Here is a 17139-nt window from a genome sequence, read left to right on the forward strand (position 1 = left end):
TGACCAGCGGTGTCAAGGCCCCGTAACCTTGACCGTCGGCGTGTCTGGACAGATGCGCCACGCTCCTGAGCAATTCCCTCCCAGGCGGCGCGTACGAGCAGCAGGTACGTACGCCGGGAGAGGCCGCTCAATCCGCACCGGATCAGCCGTGGGTCCTGTCCCGCGCGGGTGGCTGGCATCAGGGGCCCCGAACCGAGCGAGAGAGAGTTCCGCGTGTACGCGATCGTGCGCACCGGCGGTCGCCAGCAGAAGGTTTCTGTGGGCGACGTCATCGAGGTTGACCGTAGGTCCGAAAGCAAGGTCGGCGACAGCGTCGAGCTCTCGACCCTGCTCGTGGTGGACGGCGAGGCCGTCACCAGCGACCCGTGGGTGCTGGCGGGTGTGAAGGTCCAGGCCGAGGTCGTGGACCACCACAAGGGCGCCAAGATCCGCATCCAGAAGTACAAGAACAAGACCGGGTACAAGAAGCGGATCGGTCACCGCCAGCTGCACACCGCGCTGAAGATCACGGACATCCCCGCCCCGGCTGCGAAGTAAGGGACTGACAAGACATGGCACACAAAAAGGGCGCGTCGTCCACTCGGAACGGCCGCGACTCCAACGCGCAGTACCTCGGCGTCAAGCGCTTCGGCGGCCAGGTCGTCAAGGCGGGCGAGATCCTGGTCCGCCAGCGCGGCACCCACTTCCACCCGGGCACGGGCGTGGGCCGCGGCGGCGACGACACGCTGTTCGCGCTGGACGCGGGCGCGGTGAAGTTCGGCACGAGCCGCGGCCGCAAGGTCGTGACCGTCGTGCCGGCCGGCGAGTAACCAGCCGGCGCAGCACAGCACCGAATACCTTCCGAGGGCGGACCGCCTCTCCCCGCTGGGGAGCGGCGCCGCCCTCGGTCCGTTACGGCGTCCGGCCCGCGCCGTCGGACCACGCGCCGCCGTAGCAGCGCACCACCGCAACACGGGCACCATGCACCACCGCAACACCGCACCACCCAGCCGTACATCACCAGGAGGCACCGTCATGACCACCTTCGTGGACCGCGTCGAGCTGCATGTCGCCGCGGGTAGCGGGGGCCACGGCTGCGCCTCCGTCCATCGTGAGAAGTTCAAGCCGCTGGGCGGCCCCGACGGGGGCAACGGCGGCCGTGGCGGCGACGTGATCCTGGTCGTCGACCAGGACGTCACGACGCTCCTCGACTACCACCACCACCCGCACCGCAGGGCCACCAACGGCCGCCCCGGCGAAGGTGACCACCGCTCCGGCAAGGACGGCACCGACCTGGTCCTGCCCGTCCCGGACGGCACCGTCGTCCTCGACGCGCACGGCGAGGTGCTGGCCGACATGGTCGGGCAGGGCACCACCTTCATCGCCGGGCAGGGCGGCCGCGGCGGCCTCGGCAACGCCGCGCTCGCGTCCCCCCGCCGCAAGGCGCCCGGCTTCGCGCTGCTCGGCGAGCCGGGCACGACGCGGGACCTGGTGCTGGAGCTGAAGACGGTCGCGGACGTGGCCCTCGTCGGCTACCCCTCGGCGGGCAAGTCCTCGCTGATCTCCGTCCTCTCGGCCGCCAAGCCGAAGATCGCCGACTACCCCTTCACCACGCTGGTGCCCAACCTCGGCGTGGTGACGGCCGGTTCCACCGTCTACACGGTCGCCGACGTCCCCGGCCTCATCCCGGGCGCGAGCGAAGGCAAGGGCCTGGGCCTGGAGTTCCTGCGGCACGTCGAGCGCTGCTCGGTCCTCGTGCACGTGCTGGACTGCGCGACGCTGGAGTCCGACCGCGACCCCGTGTCCGACCTGGACGTCATCGAACGGGAGTTGGCGGAGTACGGCGCCGGCCTCCAGGACCGGCCCCGGCTCGTCGCGCTCAACAAGGTCGACATCCCCGACGGCAAGGACCTCGCCGACATCATCCGCCCCGATCTGGAGGCGCGCGGATACCGGGTGCTGGAGGTCTCGGCCGTCTCGCGGCTCGGCCTCAAGGAGCTGTCGTACGCGCTCGGCGGGATCATCGAGGAGGCGCGCGCCGCCCGGCCGCCGCAGGAGGCCACCCGCGTCGTCATCCGGCCCAAGGCCGTGGACGACGCGGGCTTCACGGTCACCCGGGAGGAGGACGGCCTGTTCCGGGTCCGCGGCGAGAAGCCCGAACGGTGGGTGCGGCAGACCGACTTCAACAACGACGAGGCCGTCGGCTATCTCGGCGACCGGCTCAACCGCCTCGGTGTCGAGGAGCAGTTGGTCAAGGCGGGCGCCCGCGAGGGCGACGGGGTCGCGATCGGCCCCGAGGACAACGCGGTCGTCTTCGACTGGGAGCCCTCCGTCATGTCCGGCGGCGAGATGCTCGGACGGCGTGGCGAGGACCACCGTATGGAGGCACCCCGCCCGGCCGCGCAGCGCCGCCGCGACCGCGACGCGGAACGGGACGAGACGCAGCGGGCGTACGACGACTTCGACCCGTTCGCGTAACGGCGTGGTCAGCCTGCCGCCGCCGGTACTTCGGCTGTCAGGGCGTACCGCTCGTCGTTCACCGGGCCGCCCCACAGGTCCGGGTCGCCGCTGAGCTGTTCGACGCGCAGGTCCGCGACGAGCGGGCGGACCGCCTGCGCCAGGGCGTCCGCGCCGATGCCGCCGTCCCACGGCAGCGACCCGGCCCCGGGCACGTACGGCGCGCCGCTCTGCCCCGCCTCGCGCCACCGGCCCTCGACCAGCACCAGCCGGCCGCCGGGCCGCAGGCGGCGTATCCACTCGCGCAGCGCCTCCTCGGGGTCGGGCAGCGTCCACACCAGGTGCCGCGACAGCAGCACGTCGAAGCGCTCGCCGCCGGTCGGCGGCGCCGCCGCGTCCCCGACCAGGAACCGGCCCGGGAGGCCCGCCGCCGCCAGCTTGGCGCGCGCCTGCTCCACCATGCGCGGCGCCAGATCGACGCCGGTCGTACGGTGCCCCGCCTCGGCCAGCAGCAGGGACAGCGAGCCGGTGCCGCAGCCCACGTCGAGGACGTCCGCCCCTTCGTACGGCACCCAGGAGCGCAGGCGCCGCGCCCACGCGTCGCGCGTACGGTCCGCCCGCAGTCCGTGGTCCGGCTCGTCGTCGAAGGCGGCGGCAGCGGCGTCCCAGTACGCGGCGATCGAGGCGGTGGTGGTCGAGGCGGTGGTCGAGGCAGCGGCCGGGTCTGCGCCCGCAGCGGCGGCGGTGTCGTCGGTCATGTCTGCGATCGTCGCAGCCGCCACTGACAATCGCGGACCGCACGTCCGACGCCCCGGCCGACCCGACGCCCCGGCCGACCAGACCGCCCTGACGCCCCGGCCGAACCGGCACAACAGGCGCGCCCGTTGGACCCGCCCCGTTACCGCCCCCGCCCCAGCACGCGGTCCGGCCGGCACACGTCGCACGGCGCGGCCTCCCGCGACCGGTACCGCTCGACGGCCTCCGCCGTCGTGGCCCGCCGCGTCTCACCGGAGATCTGCCAGCAGTCCCGCCGGTGCACGCGCCACGTCGGGCCGTCCTCCACCGGCATCCGTACGCGTACGAGCACCCACTGCCGCCCGGCGACCGCCCCGTTGGTCGGCACGGCGTCGTACCGCTCGCCCGGGATCGGCACGATGTGGTCCGCGTGCACGGTGATCGCCGTCGGCGCCGCCGTCTCCCGGGTCTGCCCCTGCGCGTCCTGGTACCGGTCCGGCAGCAGCGCCTCGCACGCGAACCACCACTCGCCGTCCGGCGTACGTTCACGCGCGGTCACGATGACGTCCAGCTCCTGGCCATCAGGTAGGGTCACGCGCGCCCACGGGCCCGCGCTCTCCCGCCAGTCGTGCTCCGCCACCATGGTGTTCGATACTAGTTCGATTTACGGCGGGCCCGCGCCGCCCCGCCCGCCCCGGCCGCGTCCCCGACTGTGGCCAGGACCACAGGACCGCCGGTGAACCTCCCGACGCCCGCCAGTCGTCGGGACTGACATCTGCTGGTCATCCCCGAGACACCGGAGCGTCACTGGAAAATCACGCGGTGGAACACCAAGTGCTGACTATTGACCGGAACATAACAAAACGGCTGAAGTAATTGAAATCGATCGCATCGCGCATTTCCGCGCGCATGAGCAGCGGCGCGCAGCTCGCCGCGTGGCGCCGACCACGGGCGGTGCTGTGGACCCTGGCAGGCGTGGCGGCCCTCGGCTTCCTCGCCGCCCTGGAGTTCGCCGCGTACCACTACGGCCTGCCCGGACCCGTGGCCACTCAGGCGCGCGAGGTGATACTCACCCCGAGGTCGGGGCCGCTGCTGTACGCCACGCTGGCGCTGATGATGGTGGTGCTGCCCTGGCGGGAGCGGTTCATCGCGGCCGCCGTCGCCGTCGGCATCGACATCGCCTATCTGCCTGTGCGCTGGGCGTTCGACGCCAAGATGTACTTCGGCAACGGCGCGCTGTGGGTCCTCCTCGGCTACGCGGTCATCGCCTTCACGCACCGCACCGGCCGCGAACGAGCCCTGCTGCTCAAGGGCGTCGGGCTGGGCCTGCTCCTGCTGGCCGGCCGCAAGACCGGCGAGACCTGGCTGCTCATCACGTCGACCACCCGCCCGATGGTGCTCGACCAGTACGTGGCGGTCGCCGACCACGCGCTCGGCAGCCCGTCCTGGCTGGCGGGCCGGATCGTCGAGGCCACCGGTCCGATCGGCACCGGCATCATCGACTGGGTCTACGTCCAGCTCGCGATACCCGCGGTCGTCATCGCCATCTACCAGCTGCGCAACGTCGCGTCCGAGGGCCGGTTCCCCGGCCACCACCTGGTGCGCACCTTCCTGCTGATCGGTCTTCTCGGGCCGGGCATCTACATGATCTTCCCGGTCGTCGGCCCGGTCTACGCGTACGGCGCCGAGGGCGGCCAGTGGGCGCTGGCCCACCTGTGGCCGAACACACCGCCTGCGATCAGCCCCCCGCATCCCATACCGCACGACGAGATCACCCCGCGCAACTGCATGCCCAGCCTGCACACGGCGTGGACAGTCGTCATCTTCATCCACTCCCGTACGGGCCCGCGCCTCATCCGGTACCTCGGCACGTTCTGGCTGGTGGCCACGCTCGGCGCGACCCTCGGGTTCGGCTACCACTACGGCGTCGACATCGTGGCCGGAGTGGTGTTCGCCGTCACGATCGAGGCGGCGCTGCGCGCGCACCACCGGGGCTGGGACCGGCCGGCGGTCCTGCTGGTCGTCTACGGGACGACGGCCTTCGCCGCGCTCCTGGCGTCGTACCGTTATCTGCCGATGGAGATGGCCCGGCAGCCGTGGGTGTGCGGGCCGCTTCTCCTCCTCGTGATGATCTCGGTTGTCCACCTGTACGTGCGGACCACCAGACTGTGGGGATCGAAGAGCACACCGGCGCCGCAACCGGAACCGCAACCGGCACTGGTGTGAGCCCCGTCGGCGGCACCGATCCGCCGGCGTCAACGAAAGGCCCTCATGTCGTCCATGCCCTCCTCGCCCTCTTCCCCGTACTCGCCCTCCTCGCCGGATTCGCCGGACTCGCCGGACCGCTCCGCCGTCGTCGACAGGCTGCGTGCCGCGGGGTGCGTGTTCGCGGAGGACGAGGCGGAGCTGCTGATCGCGGCGGCCCCCACGGCCACCGCGCTGGACGCGTTGATCGGCCGCCGCGCCGCCGGTGAACCCCTCGAACACGTGCTGGGCTGGGCCGAGTTCCGCGGCCTGCGGATCACGCTGGAGCCCGGGGTGTTCGTGCCGCGCCGCCGCACCGAGTTTCTCGTACGGCAGGCCCTGGCGCTCGGGCACCAGGCCGAGGAGGACCGTACGCCGGTCGTCGTGGACCTGTGCTGCGGCTCGGGCGCGGTCGGCGCCGCGCTGGCCGTCGCGCTGGAACGCGTCGAGCTGCACGCCGCCGACGTCGATCCCGTCGCCGTACGGTGCGCCCGCCGCAACCTCGCCGCCGCCCTCCGCAACGGGCGGGGGAGCGGCACGTACGGCCCGTACGAGGTGCCCGAGACGTACGCACCGGGCGACACGTACGAGGCGTTGAAGGCACCCGAGGCGTACGCGCCGCGCCCCCCGCACAAGCCGTACGCCGTCTACGAGGGCGACCTCTACGCCCCGCTCCCCGCCACCCTCCGCGGCCGCGTCGACATCCTCGCCGCCAATGTGCCGTACGTCCCCACCGACGAGGTCGCCCTCCTGCCCTCCGAGGCCCGCGAGCACGAGCCCCGTACGGCGCTCGACGGCGGCGCCGACGGCCTCGACGTGCTGCGCCGCGTCGCCGCGGAGGCGGCGCAGTGGCTGGCGCCGGGCGGCTGCCTGCTGGTCGAGACGAGCGAACGGCAGGCGGCGGAGGCGGTCGAGGTGATGCGGGCGGGCGGGCTCGGCGTACGCGTGAAGCGCTCCGAGGAGCTGTACGCGACGGTGGTCATCGGCGCGCGCCTGCGGTCGCCGGACCGGTCGCCGGAGACCATGCCGGAGCCGGAGGCCGTGCCGGAGCGGCCCGCGGAGTGAAAGGCTGGCCGCCATGGCCACCCTCCTCGCGTTCCACGCCCACCCCGACGACGAGGCCCTGCTGACCGGCGGCACCCTCGCGCGCGCCGCCGCCGAGGGGCACCGTGTGGTGATCGTCACCGGCACCGACGGCCTCATGGACGCGCGTCCCGCCGACGGCTCCGAGCCCCCGCGCCTGCGCGAACTGCGCGCCGGCGGCGAGGCGTTGGGCGCGGCCCGCGTCGAGACCCTCGGCTACGCCGACAGCGGCCACGGCCCGCTCCTCTACGCCGACCCGCCCGACCGCGCCCGCTTCGTACGCGCGGATCTGGAGGAGGCCGCCGAACGGCTCGCCGCGATCCTCCGCGAGGAGTCCGCGGACGTCCTCCTCAGCTACGACCCCAGCGGCGGCTACGGCCACCGCGACCACATCCGCGTCCACGAGGTCGGCGCCCGCGCCGCCGAACTCGCCGGTACGCCGCGCGTGCTGGAGGCCACGCTCCCGCGCGAGGCCGTCGTACGCCTGGTGCGCCTCGTACACCTGCTCCGCATCCCGTTCCCCTACGACGCCGACGCGCTCCCCACCGCGTACAGCCCGCGCGCGGCCATCACGCACGCCATCGACGTACGCCCGTACGCCCGCGCGAAGCAGCGCGCGATCGCGGCGCACCACTCGGCGCTCACGGGCACGGGCCGCCTCGCCGCCGCGATGCGCCTGGGCGTACGGCTCCCGCCCTGGGTCTTCGGGCTGCTGCTCGGCCGCGAGTGGTATGTGGAGCGGCGCCGCACCGCGGCCGGGGCAACGCCTATGCCGCCGCGTTGAGTTCGCACCAGACCGTCTTGCCGACGGCGTGGAGGTCCACGCCCCACTTGTCGGAGAGCAGTGCGAGGAGTGGCAGGCCGCGGCCGTTCTCGGAGAGTTCGTCGGACGGGCGGGGGCCCGGCCGTAGCGGCGGTACGAGCGGGCAGCGGTCGTAGACCTCGATGCGGATGCCCGCATCCGTACGCAGCAGCGTCGCGTCGCACCAGCGGTCGCGGGTGTGCCGGTACACGTTCGTCGTCAGCTCGGTCAGCGCCAGTTCCACGGCGTCGGCGAGCGGGTCGAGCTCCCAGAGGTGCAGATACGCGCGGGCGATCCGGCGCAGGTGGCGCGGCGAGTGGTCGCCGACCGTGAGGGCGATGCGGTACTGGCGGGGTGGGTAGGGCAGTGGCCCTTCTTCCATTGCATTCACGGGACAAGGCTGTAACGGGCCGAATACTCTGTGCTATGGCGTGAAAGCAACCGGGCGCGCAGCTGAGCAGCCCGTCGCACGAGGGAGTCCCCGTGGCCAACATCAAGCGACTCGACCCCGGGGCCTCGCCCCTCCACTACTTCGGCGCCGAGCTGCGCCGCCTGCGCGAAGCGGCCTCGCTGACGCTGGAACAGCTCGGCGGCATCGTGTTCCTGACGGGCTCGATGATCGGCCAGATCGAGACAGCCGTGCGCATTCCCCGCGAGGACCACGTCCCCCGCCTCGACGCGGCACTCGTCGCGGACGGCGCGCTCATCCGCGCGTGGGAGCTGGCCAAGCGGCACCGGCTGCCTTCCTGGTACCAGAAGGCCGCGCACCTGGAGCGTACGGCCGAGGAGATCCGCGTCTTCCAGGCGCAGTTGGTGCACGGGCTGCTCCAGACGGAGGCGTACGCGCGGGCCGTGCTCAGCGTCATGTACCAGACGGACGGCGAGCTCGACGTGAAGGTCGAGGCCCGGATGGACCGGCAGCGCATCCTCGACCAGGACACGCCCCCGGTGTTGTGGGTCGTGCTGGACGAGTCCGTGCTGTACCGGGAGGTCGGCGGCAAGGAGGTCATGCGCGGGCAGCTGGCGCACCTGTTGAGCTACGAGCCGGTGGACGACGTACAGGTGCAGGTGCTGCCGTTCACGGCGGGTGCGCATACGGGGATGCCAGGCTCCTTCACCCTCCACTCCTTCGAGAAGCAGGCGACGGTGGCCTACTCGGAGGGCTACCACGAGGGCTGGGCGACGGCTTATTCGAAGGACGTCAGGGACCGATCGCTCCGTTACGATCTGCTGCGTGCCGCCGCTCTGTCCCCGGCGGAGTCGGCGAAGTTGATCGCCCGCGTGATGAAGGAGCGTTATGCGCAACCAGATCCCGACGACGATGTGGCGTAAGTCCAGCTACAGCGGTGACGACGGTGGCTCTTGCGTCGAGTGCGCCGCGCTCGGCGCTGCCGCCTGGCGCAAGTCCAGCCACAGCAGTGACACGGGCGGGGAGTGCGTGGAGGTCGCCGCGCTGCCCGCCGCGATAGCCGTGCGGGACTCGAAGAACCCCGACGGTCCCCACCTGACGGTCTCCACCGAGGCGTTCGCCGCCTTCGTACGGAGCGCCGCCACGGCGTAACGCGAACCTCTGTGCCGCCGCCCCGGGCCGGTTGGTACGGGAGTCCGGCAGCGGGCATGTCAGACAGCGCCAGCGGACCAGGCAACGCCAACAGCACAGGCCTGCACGGCGGTTCCGGGACAGAGCCATGGACGAGTCCCGACCGGAGTGTTCGCCGTACACCTTCGGGACGTGCCACTGCGGAAAGTGCTACCGGTGACGACGCAGGGGCGGCGCGCGGGCAGAGTTCAGCCAGCCGCCGAGGTAGGGGTCCGGGCCCGGAGCCGGGTCCGGGGCGGGGGAACGGCGGCGCTGGAGCACGAGCATGCGGGCCACGACGAGGCCGCCGACGACCAGCACCGCCGCGATGCCGCCGACGCGCCACGGCGTCCAGCGCCCCCCAGTCAACGGCCGCCGCTGTCGACGGCAGGCCCTCCGCCTCCGGCACCGTGGCGAGAGCGCGTCCGGTGCGTACTCCATGACCAGGTACAGACTGCCGTCCCCCGCACGCTGCTCAGCCCTCCCCGTCGCCACGACACCCGGCGCTCGTCGTCAACTCCGGTGTGGGGAACGGGAGTAGAGGTTTGGCATGGCCCCTCCCCGTCGGTGCGCGCGGTTGGGGCTGTGAGAGGCTTCTCCCCTTGCTTGTATAACGATCCGGTATCGACGGGGAGGCAGAGGGTGGAGGCGTTCAAGCCGTTACGTGCGGGGGACCCCGGACAGGTCGGGCCGTACCGCATCGTGGCGCGGCTGGGTTCGGGCGGTATGGGGACCGTGTACCTCGGGCGGTCGCGCGGGGGACGCGCCGTGGCCGTCAAGGTCGTACGCCCGGAGTTCGGCGAGGACGCGCGGTTCCGGCGGCGCTTCGTACGCGAAGTGGCCGCCGCGCGGCGTGTGAACGGCGCCTTCACCGCGGGCGTCATCGACGCCGACCCGGAGGCGCCGGAACCGTGGCTGGCGACGGTCTACGTGCCGGGCCTGTCGCTCGGCTACGCCGTCGCGGAGTACGGGCCGTGGCCCGAGCACGCGGTGATGGCGCTCGGGGCGGCCCTGTCCGAGGCGCTGGAGGCGATCCACGCGGTGGACGTGGTGCACCGCGACCTCAAGCCCTCGAACATCCTGCTCGCGCAGGACGGGCCCCGCGTCATCGACTTCGGCGTCTCGCTCGCCGTCAGCGGGGCCAGCACCCTGACGCAGACGGGCGCGGTGGTCGGCTCGGCGGGCTTCCTGTCGCCCGAGCAACTGGTGCAGAGCGAGATCGGCCCGGCGAGTGACGTGTTCTGCCTCGGTGCGGTGCTGACGTACGCGGCGACGGGTGTCGGCCCGTTCGGCGACGTGGCGCTGCACGCGCTGTACTACCGGGCGGTCTACGAGGAGCCCGACCTGGGCGCGCTGCCGCCCGCCCTGCGCGACGTGGTGGCGGCCTGCCTGGCGAAGGACGCCGAACGGCGGCCGACGGTCGGGGAGTTGACGGACCGCTTCGCGGAGGCGGTGAGCGGCGGCGACGCGAGCGGTGGCGTGGTCGACGACCTGGCCGGTGGCGGCTGGCTGCCGGAACGGGTGAAGGAGGCGCTGCGCGGGGGCAACGGCGGGGGCGCGCCTGCGGCGGCGCCTGTGCCTGTTCCTGGGCCTGACCCTGCGCGCGACCCCGAGCCGGACCCGGCTCCGGAGCCCGTACGGGACCCAGCGCGGGAGCCGGAACCGGAGCCGCAACCGGAAGCCGTACGGGCACCCGTACCGGACCCCGTACCGGAGCCCGCGCCGGAGCCGGAGCCTGGGCCTGTGCGCGAGCCGGACCCGGAACCGCAGCCCGGAGCCGTATGGGTACCCGAGCCCGTACCGGACCCGGGGCTCGCGCCGGAGCCCGCGCCGGGGCCGGACCCCGAGCCGGAAGCCGTACGGGCACCGGCGCCCGGCCCCGTACCGGAACCCGAGCCCGTAACCCGGGCCCCCTCCCCGGACAGGGCCGGTGACCACCACGACGGCGGCGGGCTCACCCGCCGTCGCCTTCTCTCCGGGGTCCTCGGGGCCACGGCGACCGCCGGACTCGGCGTCGCCGCGTGGAAGTTGACCGACGGCGGAGACGACGGCACGAACGGGGGCGACGGCACGAACGAGGGCGGCGGAACGCCGTCCGCCAAGCCCAAGACGTCCGGCGAAGAACTCTGGAGCGTCGACGTCGGCGATTTCAACGGCGGCCCCTACCACTTCGCCCTGGAATCCGCGGCCCCCGAGGGCATGCTCTCCTTTGCCGACGACGCGTACGTGTACGCCGTAACGGCCGACGGAGGTGCCAGGAAATGGCGCCGGAGTATTACCGGGAACAAGACCATCCTGGGAGTGTCAGCGGGTCGCCTCCTTGTGGCCAGCGACCATACCCTGGTCGCGTTTGACGCGAACAGCGGTGCCGAGAAGTGGCGTTACTCCAGCAAGACCGGTGTCTTCAGATCGGCGCTGCAGGGCGAGCACCTGTGTGTGGGGGACAGCGAAATCCTCACCGCGCTGGATGTCCAGAGTGGTCAGCAGAGGTGGCAGCAGGACTTCGCCGAGGGCACCATCTCCCCGGTCGTGGCCGGAGACACGGTTTTCATGCGCATAGTCGACAAGCTCCACGCCGTTGACGCGAAAACATCGGAACGGCTCTGGGAGTACCCGCTGGGAGGCGGGGGCAAGTGGGGCGAGCCGTACGCGGCCGGTGACGTCGTCTACATCCCCGTCGACAACGTTCTGCACGCCGTCGACGGGAAGTCCGGCGAACGCCGTTGGAATTATGCCGGCAGCAAAGGGTCCTGGGCGGAGGTCTTTTCCGTGACCGACGGGGTGGTGTACGCCGGCGGCAGCGACAAGGGCACGGTGCAGGCGGTGAACGCGGAGTCCGGTGAGAAGAAGTGGAGCAGGCCTGTGGAGGAGGCCGGCGGCCATGCGACGTTTGCGGAGGGCACGGTGTACCTCCACTTCCACGGCGGGCTGAGGGCCTTGGACGCGGGTACGGGTGAAGAGAAATGGGTGCACCCGCTCAATAGCGGCGAGGGTTTCAGCGTTCGCCGGAGAGTCCTCGTCGTTCGCGGGAGTGTCCTGGTCGCTCACAAAGCAGTTCTCCACGCTCTGGACGCCGAAACCGGCAAGACGCAATGGGACTTCCCCACGCCCGGCGAGCTCACCGAACCGGTGGTGGCCAATGACACTGCCTACTTCGGCGGCGGCGGCCGCATGTACGCCGTGGCCGTCTAGCCGTCCGCTACAGGTGGTCCAGGTAGAAGCTGACGAGCCGGTCGACGGCGGCGTCGACGTACTCGGGCTCGTCGTACATCTCGTAGTGCCCGGCGCCGTCGATCACCGTGAGGTCGACCGGGTTGGGTGCCAGCTTCCACAACCGCATGCCGGACTCGTAGGAGCCGGTGTTGCCGAGGCGTCCGGCGAGGATGACCTGCAGCGGCTGGGTCATGAGCTGGTCGACCAGGTGGTACGCGTCGTAGCCCAGCAGCAGCGAGTCGCCGCGTGAGAGGCGGCGGTTGGTGGAGCGTTCGTGCCTGCCCCGCTCGGTGCGGTAGTACGTGACGGCCTGGGTCGTGTCGATGTCGGTCAGTCCGGCCGCCGCGGCTTCTTCCAGGGTGTCGGGCAGCCAGTTGACGCGGGTCAGTTCGCCGGTGCGGGTCTCTTCGGCGCGTGCGTCGGCCATGGTGTCGAGCGCCGCCGCCGCGCCGTCCGGCTGGAAGCTCCGGAACGACGTGCCCATGTTGCCCGGAACGACCGTGCCGACCGCCTTGATGCGGTGGTCCGTACGGGCGGTGTGCACCGCGTAGCCGCCGCCGGCGCAGATGCCGAGGACGCCGATGCGCTCCGGGGCGATGCCGGGGACCGTGCTGAGCGCGTCTATCGCGTACGAGATGTCCTCGCCGCGGCGGTAGGGGTCTTCGAGGTCGCGGGGCTCGCCGCCGCTCCGGCCTTGGTGGGCGGGGTCGAACACGAGGGCCGCGATGCCGCGTGAGGCGAGGCGGGACGCGTAGGCCGCGCCGATCTGCTCCTTCACGCTGCTGCCGGGCGTGGAGAGCACCACGGCGCGCAGCGGCGCCGCGTCGCCGGGGCTGTCGAGGTCGGTGTCGTCGGGCAGGTGGAGGTCGGCTGAGAGGTCGATCGGTCCGCGCGGGATCGTGATGTGCTGAAGCATCTGATGGCGCCTTCCGCGTAGGTGTCAGTTCCATGGCTGTCCAGTACGAAACTGCGCTGGTACAATTTGGAACTAGTTCAGAACTGTACCACCCGTACGGATGGAGGGACTCGCGTGGCGGCGGTCGACGGGGCGCAGCTGTGGACGCTGAACCAGCGTCTGCTGAGTGCTGTGATGGACGCGTGCAGCGGCGAACTGGCCGAACTCGGGCTGGAGACGAAGGAGTTCTTCGTGCTCGCCGAGGTGGCCGCCTCGCCGTTTCCCGCCGAACTCGCGGCGGCGCTGATGATCCCCAAGGCGAGCGTGACGGTCTACGTCCGCAACCTCGTCGCAAAGGGCTTCATGCGGCGCGAGATCGACGACGAGGACCTGCGGCGGCATCGGCTCATCCTGACCTCCGAGGGCGAGGCGGCGCGGGACCGCGCGCTCTCGGCGCTCGCGGCGGAGTACGACCGCAGGCTGGCGAGGATCACCCCGCAGGACCGCGCCGATCTGCGGCGCATCCTGCTGGAGATGCTCAAGTCGCCGGAATGAGAGCGCATTCGTCGGAGTAATCTTCCGCCATGACTGGGAGATCCGACGGACGGGTGGTCGACGAGCGCTTCGAACTGCTGGAGCGGCTCGGCGGCGGGGGAATGGGGCTGGTGTGGCGGGCGCGCGACCTCGCGCTGCACCGTGAGGTCGCGCTGAAGGAAGTGCGGCCGCCCGACCCGGAGTTGCTGCGGCTGCGTCCCGACGCGGCGGAGATGCTGCGCAAGCGCGTCATGCGCGAAGCCGTCTCGCTGGCCCGGATCAGCCACCCCAACGTCGTGACGATCTACCACATCGTGGACTCGGCGGCGATGGAACACCCGTGGCTGGTCATGGAGTTGGTGCCGGGAGGGTCGTTCGCGGACCGGCTGGACCGGTCACCGTGCACCCCGACGGAGGCGGCACAGCTGGGCCGGGGCGTGCTCGCCGCGCTCCGTGCCGCGCACGCGGAGGGCATCCTGCACCGCGACGTGAAGCCCGGGAACGTACTGCTGCGCGCGGACGGGACCGCCGTACTGACGGACTTCGGCATCGCCGCCGTACGGGAGTCCACGAACCTGACCAACACCGGCGAACTCATCGGCTCCCCCGACTACATGGCGCCCGAACGGCTCCGCGGGCGCGACGACGACCCGTCGTCCGACCTGTGGTCACTGGCGATGATGCTGTACGTCGCCGTCGAGGGCTACCACCCGATGCAGCGCGCCTCCACGCTGGCCACCCTGGCGGCGATCCTGGAGGAGGAGGTGCCGGACCCGCGGCAGGCCGGACGGCTCGGGCCGGTGCTCAGGGCCGTACTGACCAAGGACATCGCGGCGCGGCCCGAAGCGGAGGAACTGGACCGGCTGTTGGCGGAGGCCGCGGGGGAACGTGCCGTGACGGTGCTCTCCGCGGGCGCGGCTCCGGCGGCTCAGGCTCCGCCCGTTACGGCCTCTCCGCCCGTTACGGAGACGGCGCCGCCGGACCCGCGCAGCGCGCTCACCGCGGGCCCGGCGGAGGCACCCGCGGAGGCAGCCTCCGAGGGCCCGCCTGCCGCTGAGCCCGAACCGGCGGAAGCGGAAGCGGGAACGGAAGCGGGCGCGGAGGTGGGCGCGGACGCAGAGGCGGGCGCGGACGCACCGGAGACAAGTGCTGCGAAACCCGCCCCCGTAGCACCGGAGCCCGCGAAACCGGACGACGCGGAGCCCGCCGTACCGGAGCCCGACACCCGGCCCCCGGGCGGCGGCCCGCCGCAGCCCGGCGACGCCGAGACCGGCCGTACGCCCGCGCCCCGGCGGCCCCTGAGCGGCCGAATGCGCCGCTGGCGCGTGCTCCCGGCGCTGCTGGCCGTCGCCGTAGGGGCGCTGGCCTGGCAGTTCAAGCCGTCGTTGGGCATCGGCGACGGTGAAGGAGACAGGCCGTCCGCGAATCCGTCCGCCACCGGTCCGTCGCCGGACGCCTCGGAAGAACCCTCGGCGGAACCCTCCGCAGACGAGAAGGGCGTCGAGGACGGCAACCTCCTGACGCCGTCCGGCATCCGCAAGGTCATCGACGAGATGGAGCCGGTCATGGGCGGCACGGAGGTCATCAACTTCGACGTGTACCCGGAACATGCGAGCGCCGCCGCCCCGGTCAAGGGGAAAGACGTGTACGACAACTACGGGTACCGGGACGGCAAGGCGGAACACGAGGGGGCGGGCGCGCTGATGGAAGGCCGCCCGACCATGGACCTGGACGACTTCAACTGGGACGCCGTGCCCCGGCTGATCCGTGTCGCGGAGACCGAACTGGGGGTGCGGAACCCGAAACGGGACAGCATGTACCTCCTCCTGTCGCACGACTCGACCGACGGGCCGCAGATGCGCCTCTACGTCTCGGGCGACTACAGCACCAGCGGGAGCGTGTCCGCCAACCCGAAGGGCAAGATCACCGACCGCTACGAGGCGACCTGATGGCGCGCGCGGGCATCGCGTGAGCAGATACCGATGCGGATGCGCCGCGCGGTCGCGGCGGTGTGTAATTGCGCTGGACATGACCGCATCGTGAACGGGGGAGTGCCGGGTGGAGGCGCTGGAGCCGGGTGATCCGCGGCGGGTGGGGCGGTACCGGATCACGGGCCGGCTGGGGGCCGGCGGGATGGGCCGGGTGTTCCTGGGGCGTTCGCCCAGCGGGCGGCTCGTGGCGGTGAAGGTCGTACGGCCGGAGCTGGCCGAGGACCCCGGTTTCCGCCGCAGGTTCGCCCGGGAGGTGGCGGCGGCCCGTAAGGTCACCGGCTTCTTCACGGCCGCCGTGGTCGACGCCGACCCCGACGGTTCACCGCCGTGGCTGGCCACCGCGTACGTGCCGGGCATGCCGCTGGACGAGGCCGTCGCGGCGTACGGGCACTGGCCCGCGGATTCCGTACGGGTGCTGGGCGCGGGCCTGGCCGAGGCGCTGGAGGCCGTCCACGAAGCCGGGCTGGTGCACCGGGACTTGAAGCCCTCCAATGTGCTGATCGCCCCCGACGGCCCGCGCGTCGTCGACTTCGGGATCTCCGTGGCGATCGAGGCCACCGCCCTCACCCGTACCGGGGTGATCGTGGGCACGCCCGGCTTCATGGCGCCCGAACAGCTCACCGGCAAGTCCGTCACACCGGCCTGCGACGTGTTCGCGCTCGGCGCGGTGCTGACGTACGCGGCCACGGGCACCGGGCCCTTCGGGACCGGTTCCGCGCAGTCACTCAACTTCCGTATCGCGTACGAGGAACCGGACCTGTCCGGGCTGCCGCCCGGCCTGGAGATCATCGCCGACTGCCTGGCCAAGGAGCCCGCCGAGCGCCCCGCCGTCAGCGCACTCGTCGAGGAACTCGCCCCGGCGGCCGCCGCCGACGACTACGCACCCGCCGCGACCGCCCCGGAGACCGCGGGCTGGATCCCGGGCCCGGTCGCCCGCGCCCTGCCCGTGAACGCCGAACCCACCGTCACCGCCGCCGCGCAGCGGCCACCCGTACGGGCCGCCCGGCCCGCACCGCCTGAACCTCCGCCGCCCGCGCCCCGTTCGGCAGCGCGGCGCGAGCCGCGGCCGTCGTCCCCTGTCGGCCCGCCCGCCTCCGTACCGGACCAGCGGGAGGCCACCGGCGGCCCTGAACGGTCCGGCCGCACAGGCCCCGCCGATCGTACGGACAGTCGTGACCGTACGGACCGCACCGACGGTCCCGTACGGTCCTCCGCACGGCACCGTGGCGGCGTTTCGCTCCTGGTCGCCTTGGGGACGATGGCGCTCGCGATGTTCCTGCCCGCCGTCGACGGGGAGAGCGTCAACGAAGGGCTGGCGGACGGCAGTTGGCCGTTCCTCGTCGCCGCCCTGCTCAGCGCGGCGACCAGCGCCGGAGCGTGGTCCGGGCGCCGCCGCGACCCCGACTCCACCGCCCGGCTCTGGGCCCGGGGCCTCCACGGGCTCATTGCCGCGCTCAGTACCGCCGTGTTCGTGGCGCTCGCCTTCGTGAACTACTCCGAGGAAGGCGACTTCAGCTCCTTCGGCCCGGGGGCGCTGCTCTACGCGGTCGGCTGCGCGGCGCTGATCCTCAGCACGGTCCGGTTCCCGGCCCCGAGCACGCCGGAGCATCCGCCGACGTCGTAACAG

At 72.3% G+C, this 17139-nt stretch carries 17 protein-coding genes; 12 read left to right on the forward strand and 5 right to left on the reverse strand.

The genetic code is table 11. The annotated features are described in order from the left end of the window. Positions 1 to 213 precede the first annotated feature (213 nt). From rplU to obgE, 3 genes are all read left to right on the forward strand, one after another. Positions 214 to 537 carry a 50S ribosomal protein L21 gene (rplU, locus tag DVA86_RS17360; protein ID WP_208879480.1) on the forward strand — a complete coding sequence of 108 codons (324 nt, stop codon included), beginning with the start codon at positions 214 to 216 and terminating at the stop codon, positions 535 to 537. Between the two features lie 14 nt (positions 538 to 551). After that, the gene (gene rpmA / locus DVA86_RS17365; RefSeq protein WP_208879482.1) at positions 552 to 809 is read left to right on the forward strand and encodes a 50S ribosomal protein L27; all 258 of its coding nucleotides are present in this window, start codon (positions 552 to 554) and stop codon (positions 807 to 809) included. Positions 810 to 1014: 205 nt separating this feature from the next. Beyond that, the gene (obgE, locus tag DVA86_RS17370; protein WP_208879483.1) at positions 1015 to 2457 is read left to right on the forward strand and encodes a GTPase ObgE; all 1443 of its coding nucleotides are present in this window, start codon (positions 1015 to 1017) and stop codon (positions 2455 to 2457) included. An 8-nt stretch (positions 2458 to 2465) separates the two neighbouring features. Here the strand turns inward: obgE and DVA86_RS17375 are convergent, their stop codons facing one another. Both DVA86_RS17375 and DVA86_RS17380 read right to left on the reverse strand, forming a co-directional pair. Further along, positions 2466 to 3194, reverse strand: coding sequence for a class I SAM-dependent methyltransferase (locus DVA86_RS17375; RefSeq protein ID WP_208879484.1), 729 nt, complete (start codon positions 3192 to 3194; stop codon positions 2466 to 2468). Between the two features lie 140 nt (positions 3195 to 3334). After that, the gene (locus DVA86_RS17380; protein WP_208879486.1) at positions 3335 to 3814 is read right to left on the reverse strand and encodes a DUF6233 domain-containing protein; all 480 of its coding nucleotides are present in this window, start codon (positions 3812 to 3814) and stop codon (positions 3335 to 3337) included. Positions 3815 to 4080: 266 nt separating this feature from the next. On the opposite strand from DVA86_RS17380, the gene DVA86_RS17385 reads away from it, so the two are divergent. From DVA86_RS17385 to DVA86_RS17395, 3 genes are read left to right on the forward strand one after another with little or no spacing between them, the layout of a single operon-like run. Further along, positions 4081 to 5397, forward strand: a complete 1317-nt coding sequence (locus DVA86_RS17385; protein ID WP_208879487.1) for a phosphatase PAP2 family protein — start codon at positions 4081 to 4083, stop codon at positions 5395 to 5397. A gap of 45 nt (positions 5398 to 5442) precedes the next feature. Further along, the gene (locus tag DVA86_RS17390; RefSeq protein WP_425470847.1) at positions 5443 to 6480 is read left to right on the forward strand and encodes a methyltransferase; all 1038 of its coding nucleotides are present in this window, start codon (positions 5443 to 5445) and stop codon (positions 6478 to 6480) included. Between the two features lie 13 nt (positions 6481 to 6493). Then, complete coding sequence (locus DVA86_RS17395; RefSeq protein WP_208879489.1) at positions 6494 to 7282, forward strand: PIG-L deacetylase family protein; 789 nt, start codon at positions 6494 to 6496, stop codon at positions 7280 to 7282. Here the strand turns inward: DVA86_RS17395 and DVA86_RS17400 are convergent. After that, positions 7266 to 7682, reverse strand: a complete 417-nt coding sequence (locus tag DVA86_RS17400; protein WP_208884812.1) for an ATP-binding protein — start codon at positions 7680 to 7682, stop codon at positions 7266 to 7268. The genes DVA86_RS17395 and DVA86_RS17400 overlap by 17 nt on opposite strands. A 101-nt stretch (positions 7683 to 7783) precedes the next feature. Between DVA86_RS17400 and DVA86_RS17405 the strand changes: the two genes are divergently transcribed. After that, entirely contained in the window at positions 7784 to 8632 is an 849-nt protein-coding gene (locus DVA86_RS17405) for a helix-turn-helix domain-containing protein (RefSeq protein WP_208879490.1), read from the forward strand. Next, positions 8598 to 8861 (forward strand): DUF397 domain-containing protein, encoded by a 264-nt coding sequence (locus DVA86_RS17410; RefSeq protein WP_208879492.1) that lies wholly within the window; start codon positions 8598 to 8600, stop codon positions 8859 to 8861. The genes DVA86_RS17405 and DVA86_RS17410 overlap by 35 nt, the downstream gene beginning before the upstream one ends. Positions 8862 to 9050: 189 nt before the next feature. On the opposite strand, the gene DVA86_RS17415 is transcribed toward DVA86_RS17410, so the two are convergent. Continuing rightward, positions 9051 to 9248 (reverse strand): hypothetical protein, encoded by a 198-nt coding sequence (locus DVA86_RS17415; protein ID WP_208879493.1) that lies wholly within the window; start codon positions 9246 to 9248, stop codon positions 9051 to 9053. Positions 9249 to 9521: 273 nt separating this feature from the next. Here DVA86_RS17415 and DVA86_RS17420 point away from each other — a divergent pair, with 273 nt between their 5' ends. Next, a complete protein-coding gene (locus DVA86_RS17420) occupies positions 9522 to 12071 on the forward strand; it encodes an outer membrane protein assembly factor BamB family protein (RefSeq protein WP_208879495.1) in 2550 nt (849 codons plus the stop codon). 7 nt (positions 12072 to 12078) lie between these two features. Here DVA86_RS17420 and DVA86_RS17425 read toward each other — a convergent pair whose 3' ends face one another. Further along, positions 12079 to 13008, reverse strand: coding sequence for an alpha/beta hydrolase (locus DVA86_RS17425; protein ID WP_208879497.1), 930 nt, complete (start codon positions 13006 to 13008; stop codon positions 12079 to 12081). Positions 13009 to 13122: 114 nt separating this feature from the next. Here DVA86_RS17425 and DVA86_RS17430 point away from each other — a divergent pair, with 114 nt between their 5' ends. The 3 genes from DVA86_RS17430 to DVA86_RS17440 all read left to right on the forward strand — a co-directional run bounded on the left by DVA86_RS17430 (position 13123) and on the right by DVA86_RS17440 (position 17136). After that, positions 13123 to 13542, forward strand: a complete 420-nt coding sequence (locus tag DVA86_RS17430; protein ID WP_245996725.1) for a MarR family winged helix-turn-helix transcriptional regulator — start codon at positions 13123 to 13125, stop codon at positions 13540 to 13542. A gap of 29 nt (positions 13543 to 13571) precedes the next feature. After that, a complete protein-coding gene (locus DVA86_RS17435; RefSeq protein ID WP_208879498.1) occupies positions 13572 to 15470 on the forward strand; it encodes a serine/threonine-protein kinase in 1899 nt (632 codons plus the stop codon). A gap of 109 nt (positions 15471 to 15579) precedes the next feature. Continuing rightward, the gene (locus DVA86_RS17440; protein ID WP_208879499.1) at positions 15580 to 17136 is read left to right on the forward strand and encodes a serine/threonine-protein kinase; all 1557 of its coding nucleotides are present in this window, start codon (positions 15580 to 15582) and stop codon (positions 17134 to 17136) included. Positions 17137 to 17139 lie beyond the last annotated feature (3 nt).

It is taken from the genome of Streptomyces armeniacus (genome assembly GCF_003355155.1).
Lineage (GTDB): Bacteria > Actinomycetota > Actinomycetes > Streptomycetales > Streptomycetaceae > Streptomyces > Streptomyces armeniacus.